Below are 17,607 nucleotides of genomic sequence, written 5' to 3' on the forward strand. Positions count from 1 at the left end.
TGCAAGAGTCGCGACATTTTCTCGATTGACCATTTCTTAGGGCAAACCATTTGATGAATGGTCCTAACCGCTTCGGTGCGGTAAAGATATCTTCAATTCTAATAAGAACTTATGCGGTTAACGAAGGAACAAGACATGAAGCAAGTTTATAATTTTTGTTCAGGTCCGGCGATGCTACCAGCCGAAGTCATGGCAAAAGCACAACAGGAGTTTACTAATTGGCATGGCCTTGGTGTTTCAGTGATGGAGATTAGTCATCGTAGCAGTGACTATGTTGCAATGGCTAAAGAAGCTGAACAGGATCTTCGGGACTTACTCACTATTCCCGATAATTACAAAGTCCTGTTTTGTCATGGTGGCGGTCGGGGTCAGTTTGCTGGTGTTCCGATGAATTTACTGGGCGATAAAAAACTGGCCAGTTATGTTACCACTGGGCACTGGTCACGTTCAGCGGTAACTGAAGGTGAAAAATTTGCTTCAGCTGACATTTTTGATGCGTTACTGCGTGATGATGACGGCAACGTGTCAGTGCGCCCAGTGAATGAATGGCGTTACAGTCAAGATTCTGCTTATTTGCATTATTGTCCGAATGAAACAATTGAAGGCATTGCCGTCCATCAAATTCCGCATGTGGATATCCCTTTAGTCGGTGATTTTTCTTCGACTATTTTGTCAGAGCCTCTCGATGTAAATCGTTTTGGTGTTATTTATGCTGGGGCACAGAAAAATATTGGGCCATCTGGGTTAACGTTAGTGATCGTGCGTGATGATTTGCTCGACCGAGCTATGGCTCACACCCCGAGTATCCTCAATTATGCTGTGACGGCGAAGCATGATTCAATGTTTAATACACCGCCGACCTATGCTTGGTACCTCTCTGGTTTAGTTTTCAAATGGGCCAAAGCGCAAGGCGGGTTAAGTGCCCTGGCTAAATTAAATAGTGATAAAGCTAAATTACTTTATGAGTGTATCGACAATAGTGATTTTTATAAAAATCAAGTGGATATAGCATATCGCTCCAAAATGAATGTCCCGTTTTTCTTAGCAGATGAGACCTTAAATGAAGTCTTTTTATCTGAGGCTGCAGAACATGGCCTGATGACGCTGAAAGGGCATCGAGTGATGGGGGGAATGCGTGCCAGCATTTACAATGCGATGCCAATGAGCGGCGTGCAAACTCTTGTTGAATTTATGCGTGAATTTGAAAAACATCACGGTTAAAAATAGAGGGCTCACATCTGTGAGCCTTATCCAATTAGATAAGATGTTGAGGATTGAATGAGCGAGCAATTGACCTTGCAGCCGATTGACTCTGTAACAGGTGTTGTGCATCTACCAGGGTCAAAGAGTATTTCCAACCGTGCGTTGCTACTCGCCGCAATGGCGAAAGGGACCACGACCCTGACGAACCTACTCGACAGTGATGATATTCGGCATATGCTAGCGGCACTCCAGCAGGTAGGGGTGAGTGTGCGCTTGAGTGCGGATAAAACCTGCTGTGATATTGATGGCTTAGCTGGGCCACTTCGAGGTGGATCTGAGTGCGTGAAGTTATTTTTAGGTAACGCAGGCACCGCGATGCGACCACTATGCGCGGCGTTAACCTTAACACAAGGCATGTATCAACTGACTGGTGAACCGCGGATGGAAGAGCGTCCAATCGGTCCATTAGTGGATGCGTTGCGCCAGAGTGGCGCGCAGATTGACTACCTTAAAAATGACGGCTACCCGCCTGTTAAAATCATTGGCAGTGGTTTAAGCGGCGGCACGGTAACCATCGATGGCTCTGTATCCAGTCAATTTTTAACCGCATTTTTAATGGCCGCCCCGTTAGCCGCCCGGCCTACAACTATCGAGATCAACGGTGAGCTTGTTTCTAAGCCTTATATTGATATAACGCTTAAAATGATGGCACGTTTCGGGGTTGACGTTGAGAATCATGACTATCAACGTTTTGTTGTTCCCACGGGTATAGGATATCAAAGCCCAGGACAATTTTTGGTTGAAGGTGATGCCTCTTCAGCGTCCTATTTTTTAGCGGCTGGCGCGATGAAAGGTGATGTGACGGTGCAAGGTGTTGGTCGGTTATCGATGCAAGGTGATGTTGTCTTTGCTGATGTATTAGCCCAAATGGGAGCTGATATTGAATGGGGCGATGACTATATTCGAGCTCGTCACGTGAAACCTTTGCAAGCGGTTGATTTGGATTTGAATGCCATTCCTGATGCCGCAATGACACTTGCTACGGTAGCCTTAGTGGCTCAAGGTACAACAGCTATTCGCAATGTCTATAATTGGCGCGTCAAGGAGACTGATCGACTCGCAGCGATGGCCTGCGAACTACGTAAATTAGGGGCAGTTGTTGAAGAAGGACAGGATTATCTGCTAGTTACCCCTGTTACGAAACTACAACATGCGGCAATCAATACATATAATGATCATCGTATTGCGATGTGTTTTTCATTGGTTGCTTTAACTGGCACGGCTGTGACGATTAACGATCCTGGCTGCACTTCGAAGACTTTCCCTGACTATTTTCAGCAGTTCGCTAGAATTACTAACGATTAAATCCTATTGATAAGAATATAAATCCACTCAACTTGTATTACTTAGTGGATTTATTATTAATTTAACATTATCACAGTATGATTAACCTTGAAATTAATTGAATTATCGACTACTTAACAGAATGCTTTTTTGGTAGGATACGATCAATTCATCCAAGTAGAAATGGAATCTTTTGAATCGTTTTCGCGCGATATATTTGGCTACTTTAGGTATTATTGTGTTTGCCTTGGTCAAACCAGCATTCTCACGAGATGCTGTGACGTTGAGTCATCCTTCTGTGCGCATTGGTTTTTTAAGTAATGATCCACCAATGAGCTATCGTGACGGCCAGCAAGCGCAAGGATTTTTGATCCAACATATCAAACAAGCCCTGCAACAGAATTTTTCCCTCACTTGGATACCATTTACCTCTCGAAAACAGGGGCGGAAGGCGCTAACCAATCAGAAAATTGATTTGTGGCTTACCAACCAGACACATAAAGATTGGCAAGTGACTCGAGGGTTGTATCAAGAACGTTGGATGCTCGCTTCTGTTCCCGGACATCTTTCCAATAGCCGCGTGGTGAACGCTGGAAATTTAACGTTGGCAGCTCGGCAATTGCCACAAATTTATCGGCAATCTTCTCAACTACGCCAGCATATTGTTCCAGTCAACTCGTGGCTAAAAGCGATGAGTCTGTTGCAATCTAATCAGGTTGATGGATTATTGCTAACCAATCATCAAATCTATCAATTGCCAGAGCAAGGTGCGTCGCTAGAACTGCGGCCATTGACATTGTGGCAACGTTATTATTTGGCAGCGCGAGTGGCTTCGCCAGCGGCAAGCTTACTTCCGCTCATTAATCAGCAAATCAATAACAGCTTTCAAGAAAACTCTTTGGTGAATCAGTCTGCAGCACAAGGGCACTCATCTGTATGGCATTGGGAAATATTAACACCAGCCTTTTTATCATTAGTTCTCGCTGGCGCATTGGTGCTATTACTCACGCGCTATTATCGTTTGCGGCTGCGATTTGAACACTATCGACAATATCGGAATAGCAGTATTACTGGATTGCCTCAGGATCTTGAATTGCGTCAACAACTTGATGAATGGTTAACAAGTTTGGATCCTTTTGGGGTGTTCATGTTCGATTTTTCAAGACAATCAGAGATTTATGAAAGCTTTGGACTTGCGGTCGGCAATCATATGCGCCGTGCGTTTGCGCAGCGTTGCCGCAAAAAATTGTTAGAGGCTTTTCCAAAAGGTGAGTTGTACCATTGGCGTGATCACTATTTTGTGTTGCTATATCCTATGTTAACGCCACCGCTTCAAGGCAGTGATATCGCTCAGCGTATTGCTGCGCTTTGTCGTGGTTGGTTGAAGCTTGACGGCTTAAAAATTCGTTTGCGCAGCCATGTTGGATGGACAAATGTCCAAGAAAAAGTGGATTTACTCTATGGTGAAGCGCTACTCAGTCAAGCCTATTTAGCACTTAATCATGCGATCGATAAGCAACATCGTGTTTGCCAATATCTACCTAATCAACAAGCGGATTCAAAAGCACGTCTAAGTCTTGAAGCTCGTTTGCGCCGGGCCATTGATAGCGAACAGTTGTTCTTGTATTTTCAGCCGCAGTTTACTTTAGCCGATAGACGCTTAGTGGGCGCTGAAGTGCTGGTGCGCTGGCGTGATCAAGATGGCAATATGATTTCACCTGGTGAATTTATTCCTCTGGCTGAACAAACGGGATTAATAGCACGCCTTGATCATTGGGTCTTTGAACGAGCGATTGAAATGCTTGCAGGGTGGCAGTCGCATTTACCCAAAGATTTTCGTTTGTCCGTGAATTTTTCAGCTGTCTCTGTTTCTCGTGGTCTCTGCGAGCTGTGGGTTATGGAGTTAACAGAAAAATGGAAAGTTGATCCGCACTATATTTGTTTGGAGATCACCGAGTCTTCTATTATGAGTTCTCCAGAGCAAGCCAAACAGAGCATTGAGCGACTTCGTAGCTGTGGATTTGATATTGCTATTGATGACTTTGGTACGGGTTATAGCTCGATGGCCTATTTAAAACATCTACCCGTCACTCATATTAAAATTGATCAAGCATTTACCGCAGGATTAGAACATGGAAAGGCTGATCAACAAATTGTTCGGGCTATTGTGACCATCGGTAAGAGCTTTGGTCATCGAATATTGATTGAAGGGGTGGAAGGTGCAGGTCAAGCTAAGCTTGCTGAGGAGCTCGGGTGTCAGTATGTGCAAGGTTATCATTTTGCCAAGCCGATGGGTGGTGCTGATTTTATCGAGCAATATCTTAAGCCGGCAGCCAATGAACTGATTTACCAGCTAGCTTGATACGCGTTTAAAATTAACCTAAAACTGAATGAGATTCAGTTGATTTGCATTATCAATAAGATAATCCATGGTGACGACTCAGGGAGCGAATAGTATGGCTGATAGCAACGTTGAACAGTTGTTTGTCATCAACAATTTCAATGACATTGAACTCGATCATGTGCAGCGTGCAGCGCTTTATGAGTCAATGGGCGCATCACTAACCAGAGCAACTCAGGCTGACAAACTAGGGGCTTCGGTTGATTGTATTCCGCCTGGGAAACGAGCTGTCCCTTATCATTTTCATCATGCGCAAGAAGAGATGTTTATTATTCTAAATGGTAGCGGAACTCTGCGTATTGCAGATCAGATGCGTCCGATAAAAGAAGGCGATGTGATTTGTATTCCCGCTGGTGGGCAGTATCCCCATCAGATCATTAACACCTCTGATCAGTTACTTCGTTACATTTCCATTAGTACCACGGATAGTCCGGAAATCTGTGAGTATCCCGATTCAAATAAATATCTTGCTAAATCAACCCATAACGGCAGTTCATTTCGCGCTATCAATAGTCTGATTGAGAATGTCGATTATTGGGACAACGAACCTTAAAGACGACTAACCAACTGGTTTTTAAAACAATAAGAGCAATTCAATATCTGGAATATTCAATTTCATATAGTAACCATTTGATTATAAATGAATTTATAAATCTTAAAAGATGGCCCAACTATTGCTTTATTCTTCTTAAGAATGAAATTGTCAGGATTTTGGCAGGAAGGATAAAATGATGAAATTGGATGCAGCTCCCCTTATTCAACAAATGAATTCAATGTCTCAACAAGCCAGCGGTTTATCGCCGCAACAAGCGATTCAGGCCGATAAAATTGGCATTTCTCCCGCTCAAGGAGCGAGTCAAGGTAACGCTGCAAGTGGTAATTTCGGGCAGCTGTTATCTGATGCGATTAACCATGTGAATTCGCTACAAGGTCAGACCAATGATTTACGGACTCAATTTGATCTAGGAGATAAAAATGTCAGTTTGTCGGATGTGATGATCGCTGCTCAAAAATCCTCGATTGCATTGGATGCCACGATTGAAGTGCGCAATAAAGTGGTCGAAGCCTATAAACAGGTTATGGCAATGCCGATCTAATTGATGAGAGGAAACGTTTGTGGCTGGCGAAGGAACAGATATCCCAATGAATGATGACACCGCTCTGTTGACAGGGCCAGATAATGCATCGGTTGATCTTGATGAGAATGAACAGCAAAGCAGTTCACGATTAGGATTTTTACAAAATGGCGATGTTCTACGTCAGATTATTATGATCTTGGCGCTAGCAATCTGTTTGGCGTTAGCTGTCTTTTTGCTGGTTTGGGCTAAGCAACCAGAGATGCGGCCGATTGGGACATACACTGCACCACAGCTAGTCAAGACATTAGATTTCTTTGATCAAAATAGCATTGTTTACAAAGTTGAAGATAAAACGGTGTTTGTGCGCGCTGACCAATATCAAGCGATTCGCTTAAAAATGTTACGCGGTGGCGTCAGTCCAACAACAGCACAATCCGATGGCGATGATATCTTGCTTAAAGATATGAGCTTTGGTGTTAGCCAGAGATTAGAACAAGAACGTTTAAAATTGAGTCGGGAAAGGCAATTAGAGAGCGCTATTGAACAAATTCAAGCTATTTCTAGTGCTAAGGTATTGCTTGCCATTCCGCGTTATAGTGTGTTTGCCAGAGACTCGCAAAAACCTTCAGCAACGGTTGTCATCACCCTTAAAAATGTGAATTTGGGACTTCGACAAAACGAGGTTGATTCGATTGTTGATATGGTTGCCTCTGCCGTGCAAAATTTGACACCTTCACGAGTCACTGTAACCGATCAAAATGGTCAATTGCTGAATTCTGGCAGCGCAAGCCCTGCAGCATTGCAAAGCCGCTATGAGTTTCAGGTTGAACGAAACCGTGAACAACAATATAAAAATAAAATTGATTCGATTTTAATTCCTGTTCTTGGCGTGGGCAATTATACCGCGCAAGTCGATGTTACCATGGATTTTACCGCTGTTGAGCAAACGCAAAAAAGTTATAACCCAGATTTGCCAGCGATTCGTAGCGAAATGACTGTCCAAGATAATAGTTCAGGCCAAAATCCATTGGGTATTCCTGGGGCTTTGTCTAATCAACCGCCGGCCAAATCGAATATCCCTGAGACGGCCAAAGACGCGCAAGCAAGCCAAACTACAGTCAATGGTCGTAGCCATAAAGAAGAAACCCGTAACTATGAACTAGATACAACGGTTAGTCATACCCGTCAACAAGTTGGCGTTGTGCGACGTTTGAGTGTGTCAGTGGCAGTTGACTATACCTCCAAGACTGGCGCTGATGGCAAGGTAACTCGTGTGGCGCGCAGTCCTCAGGAAATAGCCGATATCCGTCAGTTATTACAAGGGGGAATTGGTTTTGATGTCAGTCGCGGGGATAATTTAGATGTAGTGAGTATGCCGTTTACTCGCCCAGCCGTTGTCAGTGATCAATCTCTCCCAATTTGGGAGCAAGATTGGTTTTGGCGGGCGATGCGAATTGCTGGTGCGGTGTTGGTTTTGGTCGTATTAATTCTGGCAGTCGTGCGTCCTATGCTGAATCGCCTACTTAGTAATAGTGATCAAGAGCATACTGATGATACAGATCTGGAAACAGCCATGTCGGCATACGATACAAGTGATGATGCTGAATTACTTTCTTCAGATATTAACGGTGCTGATTTCGGTATTCATAATGGTCGTCTAACATTACCAGATATGCATCGCGATGAAGATATTCTTAAAGCTGTTCGGGCGTTAGTTTCAAATGAGCCCGACTTGGCTGCGATGGTCATTAAAGATTGGGTGATTAACGATGGCAGATGAAGACAAAAAATTCGATCTGAGTAATACGAGTGGCACCGATATGGCCGCTATTTTAATGTTGAGTCTTAATGAAGAAGATGCGGCGACAATTTTCCGCCACCTTGAGCCCAAACAGGTGCAGCGATTAGGGATGGCGATGGCTTCGATGGAAGATTTTAGCCATGACCGTGTGGTCGCCGTGCATCAGCGTTTTATCGAAGATATTCAAAAATATACGAATATTGGGATTGGTAGCCAAGACTTTGTCCGTAATGCGTTAAATGCTGCATTAGGAGAAGATAAAGCGGCGAATTTGGTCGATCAGATCATTATGGGCAGTGGTTCTAAAGGACTAGACTCGCTCAAATGGATGGATGCACGTCAAGTCGCTAATATTATTCAAAACGAACATCCTCAAATTCAAACCATTGTATTGTCATACCTGGAGTCCGAGCAATCAGCGGAAATTTTATCTCAGTTTCCTGAGCGAGTGCGTTTAGACTTGATGATGCGTATTGCTAATCTGGAAGAGGTGCAACCAGCGGCATTAACTGAGCTCAATGAGATCATGGAAAAACAGTTTGCCGGTCAAGCGGGTGCTCAAGCAGCCAAGATGGGCGGCTTAAAAGCAGCGGCCAATATTATGAACTATCTGGATACCAATATGGAAGGTATGTTGATGGACTCCATTCGCGAAAGCGACGAAGAGATGGCGCAGCAGATCCAAGATTTAATGTTTGTCTTCGAAAACCTCATCGATGTCGACGACCGGGGTATTCAAACATTGCTGCGTGATATTCAGCAAGATGTTCTGCTCAAAGCAATGAAAGGAACCGACGACCAGCTTAAAGAGAAATTGCTGCGTAACATGTCCAAACGTGCCGCTGAAATGCTTCAAGACGATCTTGAAGCGATGGGGCCTGTACGGGTGAGTGAAGTTGAAGCGGCGCAAAAAGAGATTTTATCAACTGCACGGCGACTTTCTGATGCGGGTGAGTTGATGCTCAGTGGTGCTGGTGGCGGTGAGGAGTTCTTATAAGCGATGGTTGATCACATTAAAGATGACGATATTGCCAAACTGCGTGATGTGTCCGCTGAAGACTATGATCTTCCTGACTTTGGTAAGCCTATCCATAAAGCTGCAACCAATGCCTTAAATCGTCCATTTGATTGGTATCAAGATGAGAGTGAGCCACAAAATCGGATGAAAGAGGAAGAGGTTAGGCCTTTGACCATTGACGATATTGAATCTATTCGTCAGGTCGCTTATGACGAAGGTGTAACTGAAGGCCGAGCTGTGGGAACAGCCCAAGGGATTGAAGAAGGTCGAGAAAAAGGGCAGGCAGAAGGCTATGAACACGGCTTTCAGCAAGGTTTAAAAGAGGGATTATCACAAGGTCAGCAGCAGATTGACACCTTAAGTGGTTATTGGCTCAAATTACTCGATGAGCTGGTTGTCCCTGTCCAACAGGTGACCGCTCAAGTTCAATTACAGCTTGTTGATCTGATTTGTGATGTCGCCAGAGCGGTTATTCAAAGTGAATTAACCACTAATAAGCAGGTGATTATACATACCGTTAAAGAAGCGGTGCAGGCTATGCCTGTAACAAACCAAACACTATTGATCCACTTGCATCCTGATGACCTGATGATCATTGAAAGTGTTTATCCCAAACAAACCCAACAGAAAAAAAACTGGCAGTTGCTTGAAGATGGCAGTCTCCCGCGGGGAGATTGCATGATTGAAGCTGAAAACTCGACCATTGACTATTCGATGCAGAACGTGATTGAGCAAGCTCTGAAACGTTTTAAAGCCGAGAATAATGAACATGCCCGCCAAGTTGCGCCAACCGAGTTGCCTGAATTTGAATCATCAACGTCAACGTCGCAGCAAAGTGAGTCTGACAGTGTAGCAGATGACGCGGTTGAACGTGTCGAACCTAACGCCGATGAGCATGATGATGCGTCTCATCTTAATCAACAACATAACATCGGAGATGACGATGGAGTTGAGTCAGACCCTCAGTAAGTTCATTCTACCTCCTTTGCGTCTTGCGCCTACTGTTGCTGGAAAACTAACTCGAGTTGTAGGATTAACATTAGAAGCGGTCGGGTGCCGGGCTTCTGTCGGTTCGCTTTGCCGAGTGGAGACGCTGACCGGTGATTTAGAAGCTGAAGTGGTGGGCTTTTCCGGTGATAAACTATTTTTAATGCCTAGTGAACAATTGACGGGCGTGCTTCCGGGTGCGCGCGTAACGCCACTCAATGAGGAACATGGAATCCCTGTTGGGCCTGAGCTGTTGGGACGAGTGATTGATGGCTTGGGACAACCTTTGGACGGCTTAGGTGATATTATGACCCGTCACAGCGCCCAGCTTAGCAGCGAGCGCATTAATCCGATGTTGCGCCAAACCATTCGCGATCCTCTTGATGTGGGAGTGCGAGCTATCAACAGCGTACTTACGGTCGGACAAGGTCAACGTATGGGATTATTTGCCGGCTCTGGGGTGGGTAAAAGTGTGCTGATGGGAATGATGACTCGAGGCACAAGTGCTGACGTGGTCGTCGTTGGACTGATTGGGGAACGTGGCCGAGAAGTAAAAGAATTTATTGACGATATTTTAGGCGAGAAAGGCCGTGCCAGATCGGTGGTGGTGGCTGCGCCAGCCGATGCATCCCCATTGATGCGAATGAAGGGGTGTGACACGACGTTAACGATCGCTGAATATTTTCGCGATCAAGGGTTTAATGTATTGCTGTTGATGGATTCATTGACTCGTTATGCGCAAGCGCAGCGTGAGATTGCACTGGCAATCGGTGAACCACCTGCAACAAAAGGGTATCCGCCATCAGTCTTTGCCAAACTGCCACGGTTAGTGGAGCGAGCAGGTAATGGCCAAGCGGGGCAAGGGTCGATTACTGCATTTTTTACGGTATTGACTGAAGGCGACGATCTTCAGGATCCGATCGCTGATGCGGCTCGAGCAATTCTTGATGGTCATATTGTGTTATCACGAGATTTAGCTGATAGTGGTCATTATCCAGCCATTGATATTGAAAAGTCGATTAGCCGAGTAATGCCAGCAGTGACAAGCGATGAACATCAGCAATTGGCGCGGGGCATAAAAATGCTCTATGCCCAATATCAGCAAAATCGCGATTTGATTAATTTAGGGGCTTACCAGCGAGGTTCGGATCCGCGTATTGATTTGGCGATTAATTTAAAACCTAATATGGATCAATTTTTGCAACAAACAATGAAAGAGATCGTGAGCTTTGACGAAAGTTTGGCGCAATTGCAGCGATTGATGCAGATGGCCCAGTTAAATCAGTATTAACGGAGTAAATTGTCGCTATGGCAAGTCAAGCGTTAACCATATTACGTGATCAATTACATCGAAAAGAGCAACAAGCCGTCGCTGAATTTACCCAAGCGCGTCAGCAACTGCTCTCTTTTGAGCATCAACTTACGCAATTAGAGACCTATCGTCGTAGTTATATGGAGCAATCTCTCGCTCGCGGCGCAGACGGTATCCTTGCGTCTGGGTTTCATCAGTATCAGGCTTTTATACAAACCATTGAAAAGGCCGAATCTGATCAACAGCAAAGTGTTGGACGGTTGCGAACGAATGTACAACAAAAACGCCAACAGTGGCTCGAGTTACAAACTCGGCGTAAAGCAATAGAACAATTGCAACAGCGCCAGTTGCAAAAGGTGGCGCATAAGATGGCTCGAGATGAGCAAAAGCTCCTCGATGAGTACGCGACCTTACGGTTTGCTCGTCAGCATAACCCCTTATAATCTGCATAGATAATCCATTGTTTGATCGGCTATGAATGACTTCTTGGATGTTGTTATGGCGCGATTTATGGCGCTGATATCGTTTACTTGATGTGCTTTGATTTAATTGGTTTAGATCTTGCTTAACTATTCTTGAATGTTGCTGTTTGCCGTGTGGCACAGCGTAGGAATAAAGTCTTGTTAGGCAAGGAATGGATCGTCTATGGCAACGGTGAACATCGCAAATATCAGCCAGCTAGCTCCCTCAAGAAATGAAACTACTTCAGTGGGGGTCGTAACTCAGCCTTCTCATGCGCATTCCTTTAATGATGCATTCGGTCAAGCTCGTCAACAACAACATTGGCCAACGCGAAAAAGCGGCAATATTCTGCCGAGTCATGCCTCGCGAGTGAACTCGTCTCGCGCTGAGTCGACTCAAGATCGGATCTCACAGCAAACAATGAACTCAGCACCCTTGTCGCGCACAGATGCTCGTTCATCATCGTCAACTGCTCAGCAAAATGCTCGACCGACTAAGCATTCAGTGACCAAATTGGATACTGATTATGATGAAAAAAAACCAGTGAAAGATGCGCAGCAGTTACTCAACCAAGTGCAGCAGGCACAATCGGTAAGTACGCAAGTTAAGGACGGTGATCCTAAGCTATCTGCCAATATGAAACTAGCGCAACAAGTTCTTGCAACAGCGCAAAAACTGGTGGCTTCGAATAAAGATCAATCAAATTCTGAGGGACTAGATGTTACGCCACTTGAGTTGGCATTACTTGCTTTACAAAAAGTGCAGCATGACGCAGGTGTGACGGATACACAAAGTACGGATCCAACAGATGAACTACATGCAGCACTTGAGGCGCTACAACAGTTGAGTGGCAAGCTATCGCTTGCAAGCCCACCGACTGATGTCAACACGCAAATCGCAGTAGCGATTAAAGCGTTGCAAAAGAACTTAAATTCTGATGATCAAGTCGGAGGTGGCAAAGCCGCCACGGAAGTCAAAAATCTAAGCGACAAGCTTGCCGCAGTGCTTAACACATTGCAACAGAGCCAAAATTCAAAGAATCAGATGGGTGGTAAAGAGGCGGGTACGGTCAGCTTTGATGCTCATAACTTGAGTGAAAAACTGGCCGCAGCGCTTAAGGCGTTGCAACAAAGTCAAAGTTCAAGCGATCAGATGGATGGTAAAGAGGCGAGTACGGTCAGTTTTGATGCTCATAACTTGAGCGAAAAACTTGCCGCAGCGCTTAAGGCGTTGCAACAAAGCCAAAGTTCAAGCGATCAGATGGATGGTAAAGAGGCGAGTACGGTCAGTTTTGATGCTCATAACTTGAGCGAAAAACTTGCTGCAGCGCTTAACACATTGCAACAAAGCCAAAATGCAAGCGATCAGAGCAATGGTGACGAGACTGGTCGAGCAAGTTCTGAGGCTAAAAACTTGATCGATAAGCTCACCGCTGCCCTTAAAGCACTGCATCAAGATAAAGTTCACGCAGGTGATCACGAAGAGCAAGTTAGCGTAGATTCACTGGATCTGACAACTGCCGCGTTATTGGTGATGGCTCAGTTAAAACTGGATCAATCTGTTGATAAATCGCAGGCCGCTTCTGGATCAGAAACTGCCATGGCTCCATCGGCGTCAAAAATTATGCTGAGTTCTCAGATGCAAGCGGCGCTCAAACAAGTGATGCAGTCCAAGGAACAAACTGAACATGCAAAGGGTGATGCCAAAGAGGCTGCAGGAACATCGAATAATGCCAGTACCTTGCTACAACAACTACAATCTGGACATAAATTAGCGGCCTCACAGTTACCATCAAGTGATCCTCAAGATAAATCATCGCTTAGTGCCAGTCATGAAAGCGTGAAGGGCGCAACGGGTGAAGTGGCTCAAGGTACGGATGGCACGCAGGGTAAAAAGCTTACCGACCAAGGAAAAATGTTGCCGACTCAGTTAGCGCAGTCCACCTTGCAGAGCGGACAAAATGTGCAATCGAGCAAGCCACTGGATGTGACACAGGCTATGCAATCAGCTAATGACACAGCAGCGAGCAGTCAGTCTGTAAACACTGCGGCTAATTCTAGCCATTCAGCTTTACAGGCTGCCGTCCATCAAGCCGTTAAAGCAGGCTCTGCCTCTCAGCATGAGGAACCATCCCCATCGAGTGCGACAGTGACCAATCTGGCTGCTCAAGCTCATCATGCGTTGTCCAATGATGCCTCTGGTCTGGGGGGGCAAGGTCAACAGCAAGGTAGCGGACAATCAAATATGATGAATCATTCGGCTGCATCAGCGAATCAAAAAGCGGATAGCTCATTTGCCAGCCAACTGTCGATGAACAATAACACTCATCTGTCTAGTGAATTGAATGAACGCGTCAATTATATGGTTTCGAATAAATTGCAAACTGCAGAAATTCGCTTAGATCCCGGTCATCTTGGTTCAATGAATATTCGCTTGAGCTTACACCACGATCAAGCACAAGTGCAGATCCAAGTGCATAATCCACAAGCGCGCGACATGTTAGAGCAAACAATGCCTAAGCTTAAAGAGATGTTAGCTCAGCAGGGGATCCAATTGGGGCAGAGCCAAATTAGCCAACAAAACTCAGGCGGTCAAGGCCAAGCTCAGCAGCAAGCATTTGCTCAAACGGGCGGTGATGGTCGAGGTCATTTACCCGCTGGAATGCGCTCATCAACACTGGGGGGGGATTCTGAATTCGACGAAATCGCAGCGCCTGTGCGCCATCAGCGACCTTCGGCAAAAGATGGCATTGACTATTATGCGTAGTCGAATGCGGCATGCGGTAAGATGGTCAATGAGATGGGTAAATTGAATTGTCATAAGTTCGTTGAAATGTGCCATAATTGCGCGTAAACCAAAGGATTTTATTTGAGGTAGTAAAATGGCAGATGAGGGCGAATTAAAAGTTGAAGAATCCGGTGGTGGCAAGAAAAAACTAATTATTATCATTGTGATTGCATTAGTCGTGCTAGTGGGCGGTGGCGCTGCTGCTTACTTTTTGTTTATTAAAGGCGATAATGCGAAAACGGCTGATAACCCAAAGCAAGTCCAAATTGCACCGGCTCCAGCGAAAGAGCCTGCCTTGTATGTTGGGATGCCACGACCCTTTGTATTTAACGTCAACGGCAATAATCGTGACCGTCTGGTACAGATCAAAGTGCAATTGATGGTACGTGGTAGTGCGAATGAAGATCTCGCCAAGAAAAATATTCCGTTGATTGAAGGAACATTATTAAATATCTTTTCAGCGGCAACGGTTGATACACTTTCAACACCTCAGGGAAAAGAACAGTTGCGTATCTTAGCATTGAATGCAACGCGTAAAGCGCTCAAGGACTTAACGGGTAAATCGGTCGTTGAGAAGGTACTGTTTACTGGATTTGTCATGCAATAAGTAAAGAGAGATTGTGACTGATTTATTAAGCCAAGATGAGATCGACGCGCTCCTACATGGTGTCGATGACGTTGAAGATGATGATTCGCCCATTGCCGAAAGTGGTGAGGTGGTTGAGTTTGATTTTTCTTCGCAAGACCGCATTGTTCGTGGCCGAATGCCGACATTGGAGCTGGTTAATGAACGTTTTGCTCGGCATCTGCGGATCAGCTTGTTCAATATGATGCGCCGTACTGCAGAGGTGTCCATTAATGGCGTACAGATGCTTAAGTTTGGTGAGTATGTACATACTCTATTTGTCCCAACCAGCTTAAACATGGTGCGGTTTCGTCCGCTTAAGGGAACGGCGCTGATTACCATGGAAGCCCGCTTGGTGTTTATTTTGGTCGAAAACTTTTTTGGTGGAGATGGTCGTTATCACGCTAAAATTGAAGGCCGAGAATTTACCCCAACTGAACGCCGCATTATTCAAATGTTGCTTAAAATTGTTTTCGAAGATTATCGAGAGGCGTGGGCACCCGTGATGGATGTCGAGTTTGAGTATCTCGATTCTGAAGTAAACCCCGCAATGGCCAACATTGTCAGTCCCAGTGAAGTGATTGTGGTGAGTTCTTTTCATATTGAGCTCGATGGCGGCGGCGGTGATTTTCATATTTCCATGCCGTACTCGATGGTAGAGCCTATTCGTGAGCTGCTTGATGCTGGCGTACAAAGCGATAATGAGGACACTGATCAGCGTTGGAGTAGTGCGCTGCGTGAAGAGATTATGGACGTGCCGGTTGGGATATCTGCTCGATTGCTACAAGTTGAGGTGTCTTTGCGCGCATTGCTCAATATGCAAGTTGGTGATGTGATCCCTATTGACATGCCAGAGAATGCGCTGGTTTTTGTTGAGGATTTACCGAGTTATCATGCCAAGTTAGGGCGTCGAGGCGAGAATTTAGCGTTAAAAATTAGTGACAAGTTGAAACGTCCAGATTCTGTAAAAAGCGATATTGAAATGGTGGTGGCACGCAATCGGCGTCGCACCGATGAAGAAATGGGATATTAATAAGGTCAGAATTATGAGTGACGAATCACAAGATCAAAATGATATGGCTGATGAATGGGCCGCCGCGATGGCTGAGTCGATGGGGGCAGAAAAGGTTGAATTAGAAGATTTTGCTGATGATCCTAAAGCTGGTTCACCTCTCTCTGATGAGGAACAGCAAAAATTAGACGCAATTTTAGATATTCCAGTGACTATTTCAATGGAAGTCGGTCGTACCAGTATTAATATTCGCAACTTACTGCAACTTAATCAAGGCTCGGTCGTGGAGCTTGATCGCGTTGCAGGTGAACCACTTGATGTAATGGTTAATGGTACTTTGGTGGCTCATGGAGAAGTTGTCGTGGTCAACGATAAGTTTGGGATACGCCTTACTGACGTCATTAGTCAGACAGAACGAATTAAGAAACTCAAATGAAGCAGTTAGTTGTCATTATTTTGACTTTTTGGCCCGTTTTAGCGCAGGCCAAAGAGACAGTTGGTGTGACCAATCAACCTCTCGATACCGGCGATTGGCTCTCTTGGTCATTGTCGATGATTTTGGTTTTGATGGCGATTGGGATCTGTGCGTGGCTTGCTAAGAAGTCTCGTTTTAGTGGGTTTGGCCATGGTCAGATGCGTGTTGTCGCCAGCCTAACGTTAGGAACACGTGAACGTATTCTTGTTGTACAAGTGGGGTCGCAGCAGTATTTACTGGGGGTGACTCACCAACACATTGAACTTCTCGATAAACTGGCAGAACCTTTGCAAGGGACTCCCCAGACGTCAAATTTTTCCCAGCAACTGAATCGGATTCTCAAAGGAAATGCTCGTTAATCGTAAATGGTTACTGCTGATATTGTTGTTGATTGCAATACCAGTCAGTGCGAAGGATAACTTTTTACCCGCCCTTACTGTAACCACTAATCCTGACGGTAGTCAGGAGTATTCAGTGACCCTACAAATCTTGGCGATGATGACAGCACTGAGCTTTCTGCCAGCTGTGTTGATTATGATGACATCGTTTACACGAATTGTGGTGGTACTGGCGATTTTGCGCCAAGCGTTAGGGTTACAGCAAACACCATCAAATCAGGTCATTGTTGGGATTGCATTGTTTTTGACCTTTTTTATTATGTCGCCAGTATTAAATAAAATTAATGATACGGCGCTACAACCCTATATTAATAATAAATTGACGTCGATCCAGGCTTTTCATGAAGCGGAAAAGCCCATGCGTAAATTTATGTTGGGACAAACGCGTTTGACTGATCTGCAGACCTTTGTCGAGATTGCTCACCTTAAAATTAAAGATCCTCAGCAAGTTCCGATGCAGGTGTTAATTCCCTCATTTATTACATCAGAGCTCAAAACAGCCTTCCAAATCGGGTTTATGTTGTTTATTCCGTTTTTGGTGATCGATTTGGTCGTTGCATCTATTTTGATGGCAATGGGGATGATGATGTTGTCACCGATGATTGTTTCACTACCATTTAAACTGATGCTATTTGTGCTCGTTGATGGTTGGGGATTAGTGATGGGAACATTAGCTAAAAGTTTCGGTTTATAGGAGGCCATT

The 17,607-nt window shown here is 45.0% G+C and carries 16 protein-coding genes; all 16 read left to right on the forward strand.

Going from position 1 to position 17,607, the window contains the following annotated elements; translation table 11 throughout:
- Positions 1–135: 135 nt before the first annotated feature.
- Positions 136–1,221 (forward strand): 3-phosphoserine/phosphohydroxythreonine transaminase, encoded by a 1,086-nt coding sequence (serC, locus tag ABUE30_RS08435; protein ID WP_408623309.1) that lies wholly within the window; start codon positions 136–138, stop codon positions 1,219–1,221.
- Between the two features lie 57 nt (positions 1,222–1,278).
- Positions 1,279–2,568, forward strand: coding sequence for a 3-phosphoshikimate 1-carboxyvinyltransferase (gene aroA, locus ABUE30_RS08440; protein ID WP_408623310.1), 1,290 nt, complete (start codon positions 1,279–1,281; stop codon positions 2,566–2,568).
- A gap of 172 nt (positions 2,569–2,740) precedes the next feature.
- On the forward strand, positions 2,741–4,909 hold the full coding sequence (locus ABUE30_RS08445) for an EAL domain-containing protein (protein ID WP_408623311.1): 2,169 nt from the start codon (positions 2,741–2,743) through the stop codon (positions 4,907–4,909).
- Positions 4,910–5,003: 94 nt separating this feature from the next.
- Entirely contained in the window at positions 5,004–5,501 is a 498-nt protein-coding gene (locus tag ABUE30_RS08450) for a cupin domain-containing protein (protein WP_408623312.1), read from the forward strand.
- A 178-nt stretch (positions 5,502–5,679) separates the two neighbouring features.
- Entirely contained in the window at positions 5,680–6,045 is a 366-nt protein-coding gene (fliE, locus tag ABUE30_RS08455) for a flagellar hook-basal body complex protein FliE (RefSeq protein ID WP_408623313.1), read from the forward strand.
- A 46-nt stretch (positions 6,046–6,091) separates the two neighbouring features.
- Positions 6,092–7,807, forward strand: a complete 1,716-nt coding sequence (gene fliF / locus ABUE30_RS08460; RefSeq protein ID WP_408623569.1) for a flagellar basal-body MS-ring/collar protein FliF — start codon at positions 6,092–6,094, stop codon at positions 7,805–7,807.
- Positions 7,797–8,825: a flagellar motor switch protein FliG gene (fliG, locus tag ABUE30_RS08465; RefSeq protein WP_408623314.1), complete on the forward strand. Its 1,029-nt coding sequence runs from the start codon at positions 7,797–7,799 to the stop codon at positions 8,823–8,825. The genes fliF and fliG overlap by 11 nt, the downstream gene beginning before the upstream one ends.
- A gap of 3 nt (positions 8,826–8,828) precedes the next feature.
- A complete protein-coding gene (gene fliH / locus ABUE30_RS08470) occupies positions 8,829–9,815 on the forward strand; it encodes a flagellar assembly protein FliH (protein WP_408623315.1) in 987 nt (328 codons plus the stop codon).
- Positions 9,790–11,124 carry a flagellar protein export ATPase FliI gene (gene fliI / locus ABUE30_RS08475; protein WP_408623316.1) on the forward strand — a complete coding sequence of 445 codons (1,335 nt, stop codon included), beginning with the start codon at positions 9,790–9,792 and terminating at the stop codon, positions 11,122–11,124. The genes fliH and fliI overlap by 26 nt, the downstream gene beginning before the upstream one ends.
- A gap of 17 nt (positions 11,125–11,141) precedes the next feature.
- Complete coding sequence (gene fliJ, locus ABUE30_RS08480) at positions 11,142–11,588, forward strand: flagellar export protein FliJ (protein WP_408623317.1); 447 nt, start codon at positions 11,142–11,144, stop codon at positions 11,586–11,588.
- Between the two features lie 202 nt (positions 11,589–11,790).
- Positions 11,791–14,373: a flagellar hook-length control protein FliK gene (locus ABUE30_RS08485; RefSeq protein WP_408623318.1), complete on the forward strand. Its 2,583-nt coding sequence runs from the start codon at positions 11,791–11,793 to the stop codon at positions 14,371–14,373.
- A 115-nt stretch (positions 14,374–14,488) separates the two neighbouring features.
- Positions 14,489–15,001 (forward strand): flagellar basal body-associated protein FliL, encoded by a 513-nt coding sequence (gene fliL / locus ABUE30_RS08490; RefSeq protein WP_408623319.1) that lies wholly within the window; start codon positions 14,489–14,491, stop codon positions 14,999–15,001.
- Positions 15,002–15,014: 13 nt separating this feature from the next.
- Complete coding sequence (gene fliM / locus ABUE30_RS08495; RefSeq protein WP_408623320.1) at positions 15,015–16,052, forward strand: flagellar motor switch protein FliM; 1,038 nt, start codon at positions 15,015–15,017, stop codon at positions 16,050–16,052.
- Between the two features lie 13 nt (positions 16,053–16,065).
- Positions 16,066–16,467 carry a flagellar motor switch protein FliN gene (fliN, locus tag ABUE30_RS08500; protein WP_408623321.1) on the forward strand — a complete coding sequence of 134 codons (402 nt, stop codon included), beginning with the start codon at positions 16,066–16,068 and terminating at the stop codon, positions 16,465–16,467.
- A complete protein-coding gene (fliO, locus tag ABUE30_RS08505; protein WP_408623322.1) occupies positions 16,464–16,865 on the forward strand; it encodes a flagellar biosynthetic protein FliO in 402 nt (133 codons plus the stop codon). The genes fliN and fliO overlap by 4 nt, the downstream gene beginning before the upstream one ends.
- Positions 16,855–17,598, forward strand: a complete 744-nt coding sequence (gene fliP / locus ABUE30_RS08510; RefSeq protein WP_408623323.1) for a flagellar type III secretion system pore protein FliP — start codon at positions 16,855–16,857, stop codon at positions 17,596–17,598. The genes fliO and fliP overlap by 11 nt, the downstream gene beginning before the upstream one ends.
- The last annotated feature ends 9 nt before the right edge of the window (positions 17,599–17,607 follow it).

The sequence above is a fragment of the Celerinatantimonas yamalensis genome, assembly GCF_046054155.1.
Classification (GTDB): Bacteria; Pseudomonadota; Gammaproteobacteria; order Enterobacterales; family Celerinatantimonadaceae; genus Celerinatantimonas; species Celerinatantimonas yamalensis.

Bases quoted from the DNA above. Each gene is read 5' to 3' on its own strand.
- serC (WP_408623309.1), top strand. From the start codon at position 136: ATGAAGCAAGTTTATAATTTTTGTTCAGGTCCGGCGATGCTACCAGCC.
- aroA (WP_408623310.1), top strand. From the start codon at position 1,279: ATGAGCGAGCAATTGACCTTGCAGCCGATTGACTCTGTAACAGGTGTT.
- ABUE30_RS08450 (WP_408623312.1), top strand. From the start codon at position 5,004: ATGGCTGATAGCAACGTTGAACAGTTGTTTGTCATCAACAATTTCAAT.
- fliE (WP_408623313.1), top strand. From the start codon at position 5,680: ATGAAATTGGATGCAGCTCCCCTTATTCAACAAATGAATTCAATGTCT.
- fliF (WP_408623569.1), top strand. From the start codon at position 6,092: ATGAATGATGACACCGCTCTGTTGACAGGGCCAGATAATGCATCGGTT.
- fliG (WP_408623314.1), top strand. From the start codon at position 7,797: ATGGCAGATGAAGACAAAAAATTCGATCTGAGTAATACGAGTGGCACC.
- fliH (WP_408623315.1), top strand. From the start codon at position 8,829: ATGGTTGATCACATTAAAGATGACGATATTGCCAAACTGCGTGATGTG.
- fliI (WP_408623316.1), top strand. From the start codon at position 9,790: ATGGAGTTGAGTCAGACCCTCAGTAAGTTCATTCTACCTCCTTTGCGT.
- fliJ (WP_408623317.1), top strand. From the start codon at position 11,142: ATGGCAAGTCAAGCGTTAACCATATTACGTGATCAATTACATCGAAAA.
- ABUE30_RS08485 (WP_408623318.1), top strand. From the start codon at position 11,791: ATGGCAACGGTGAACATCGCAAATATCAGCCAGCTAGCTCCCTCAAGA.
- fliL (WP_408623319.1), top strand. From the start codon at position 14,489: ATGGCAGATGAGGGCGAATTAAAAGTTGAAGAATCCGGTGGTGGCAAG.
- fliN (WP_408623321.1), top strand. From the start codon at position 16,066: ATGAGTGACGAATCACAAGATCAAAATGATATGGCTGATGAATGGGCC.
- fliO (WP_408623322.1), top strand. From the start codon at position 16,464: ATGAAGCAGTTAGTTGTCATTATTTTGACTTTTTGGCCCGTTTTAGCG.
- fliP (WP_408623323.1), top strand. From the start codon at position 16,855: ATGCTCGTTAATCGTAAATGGTTACTGCTGATATTGTTGTTGATTGCA.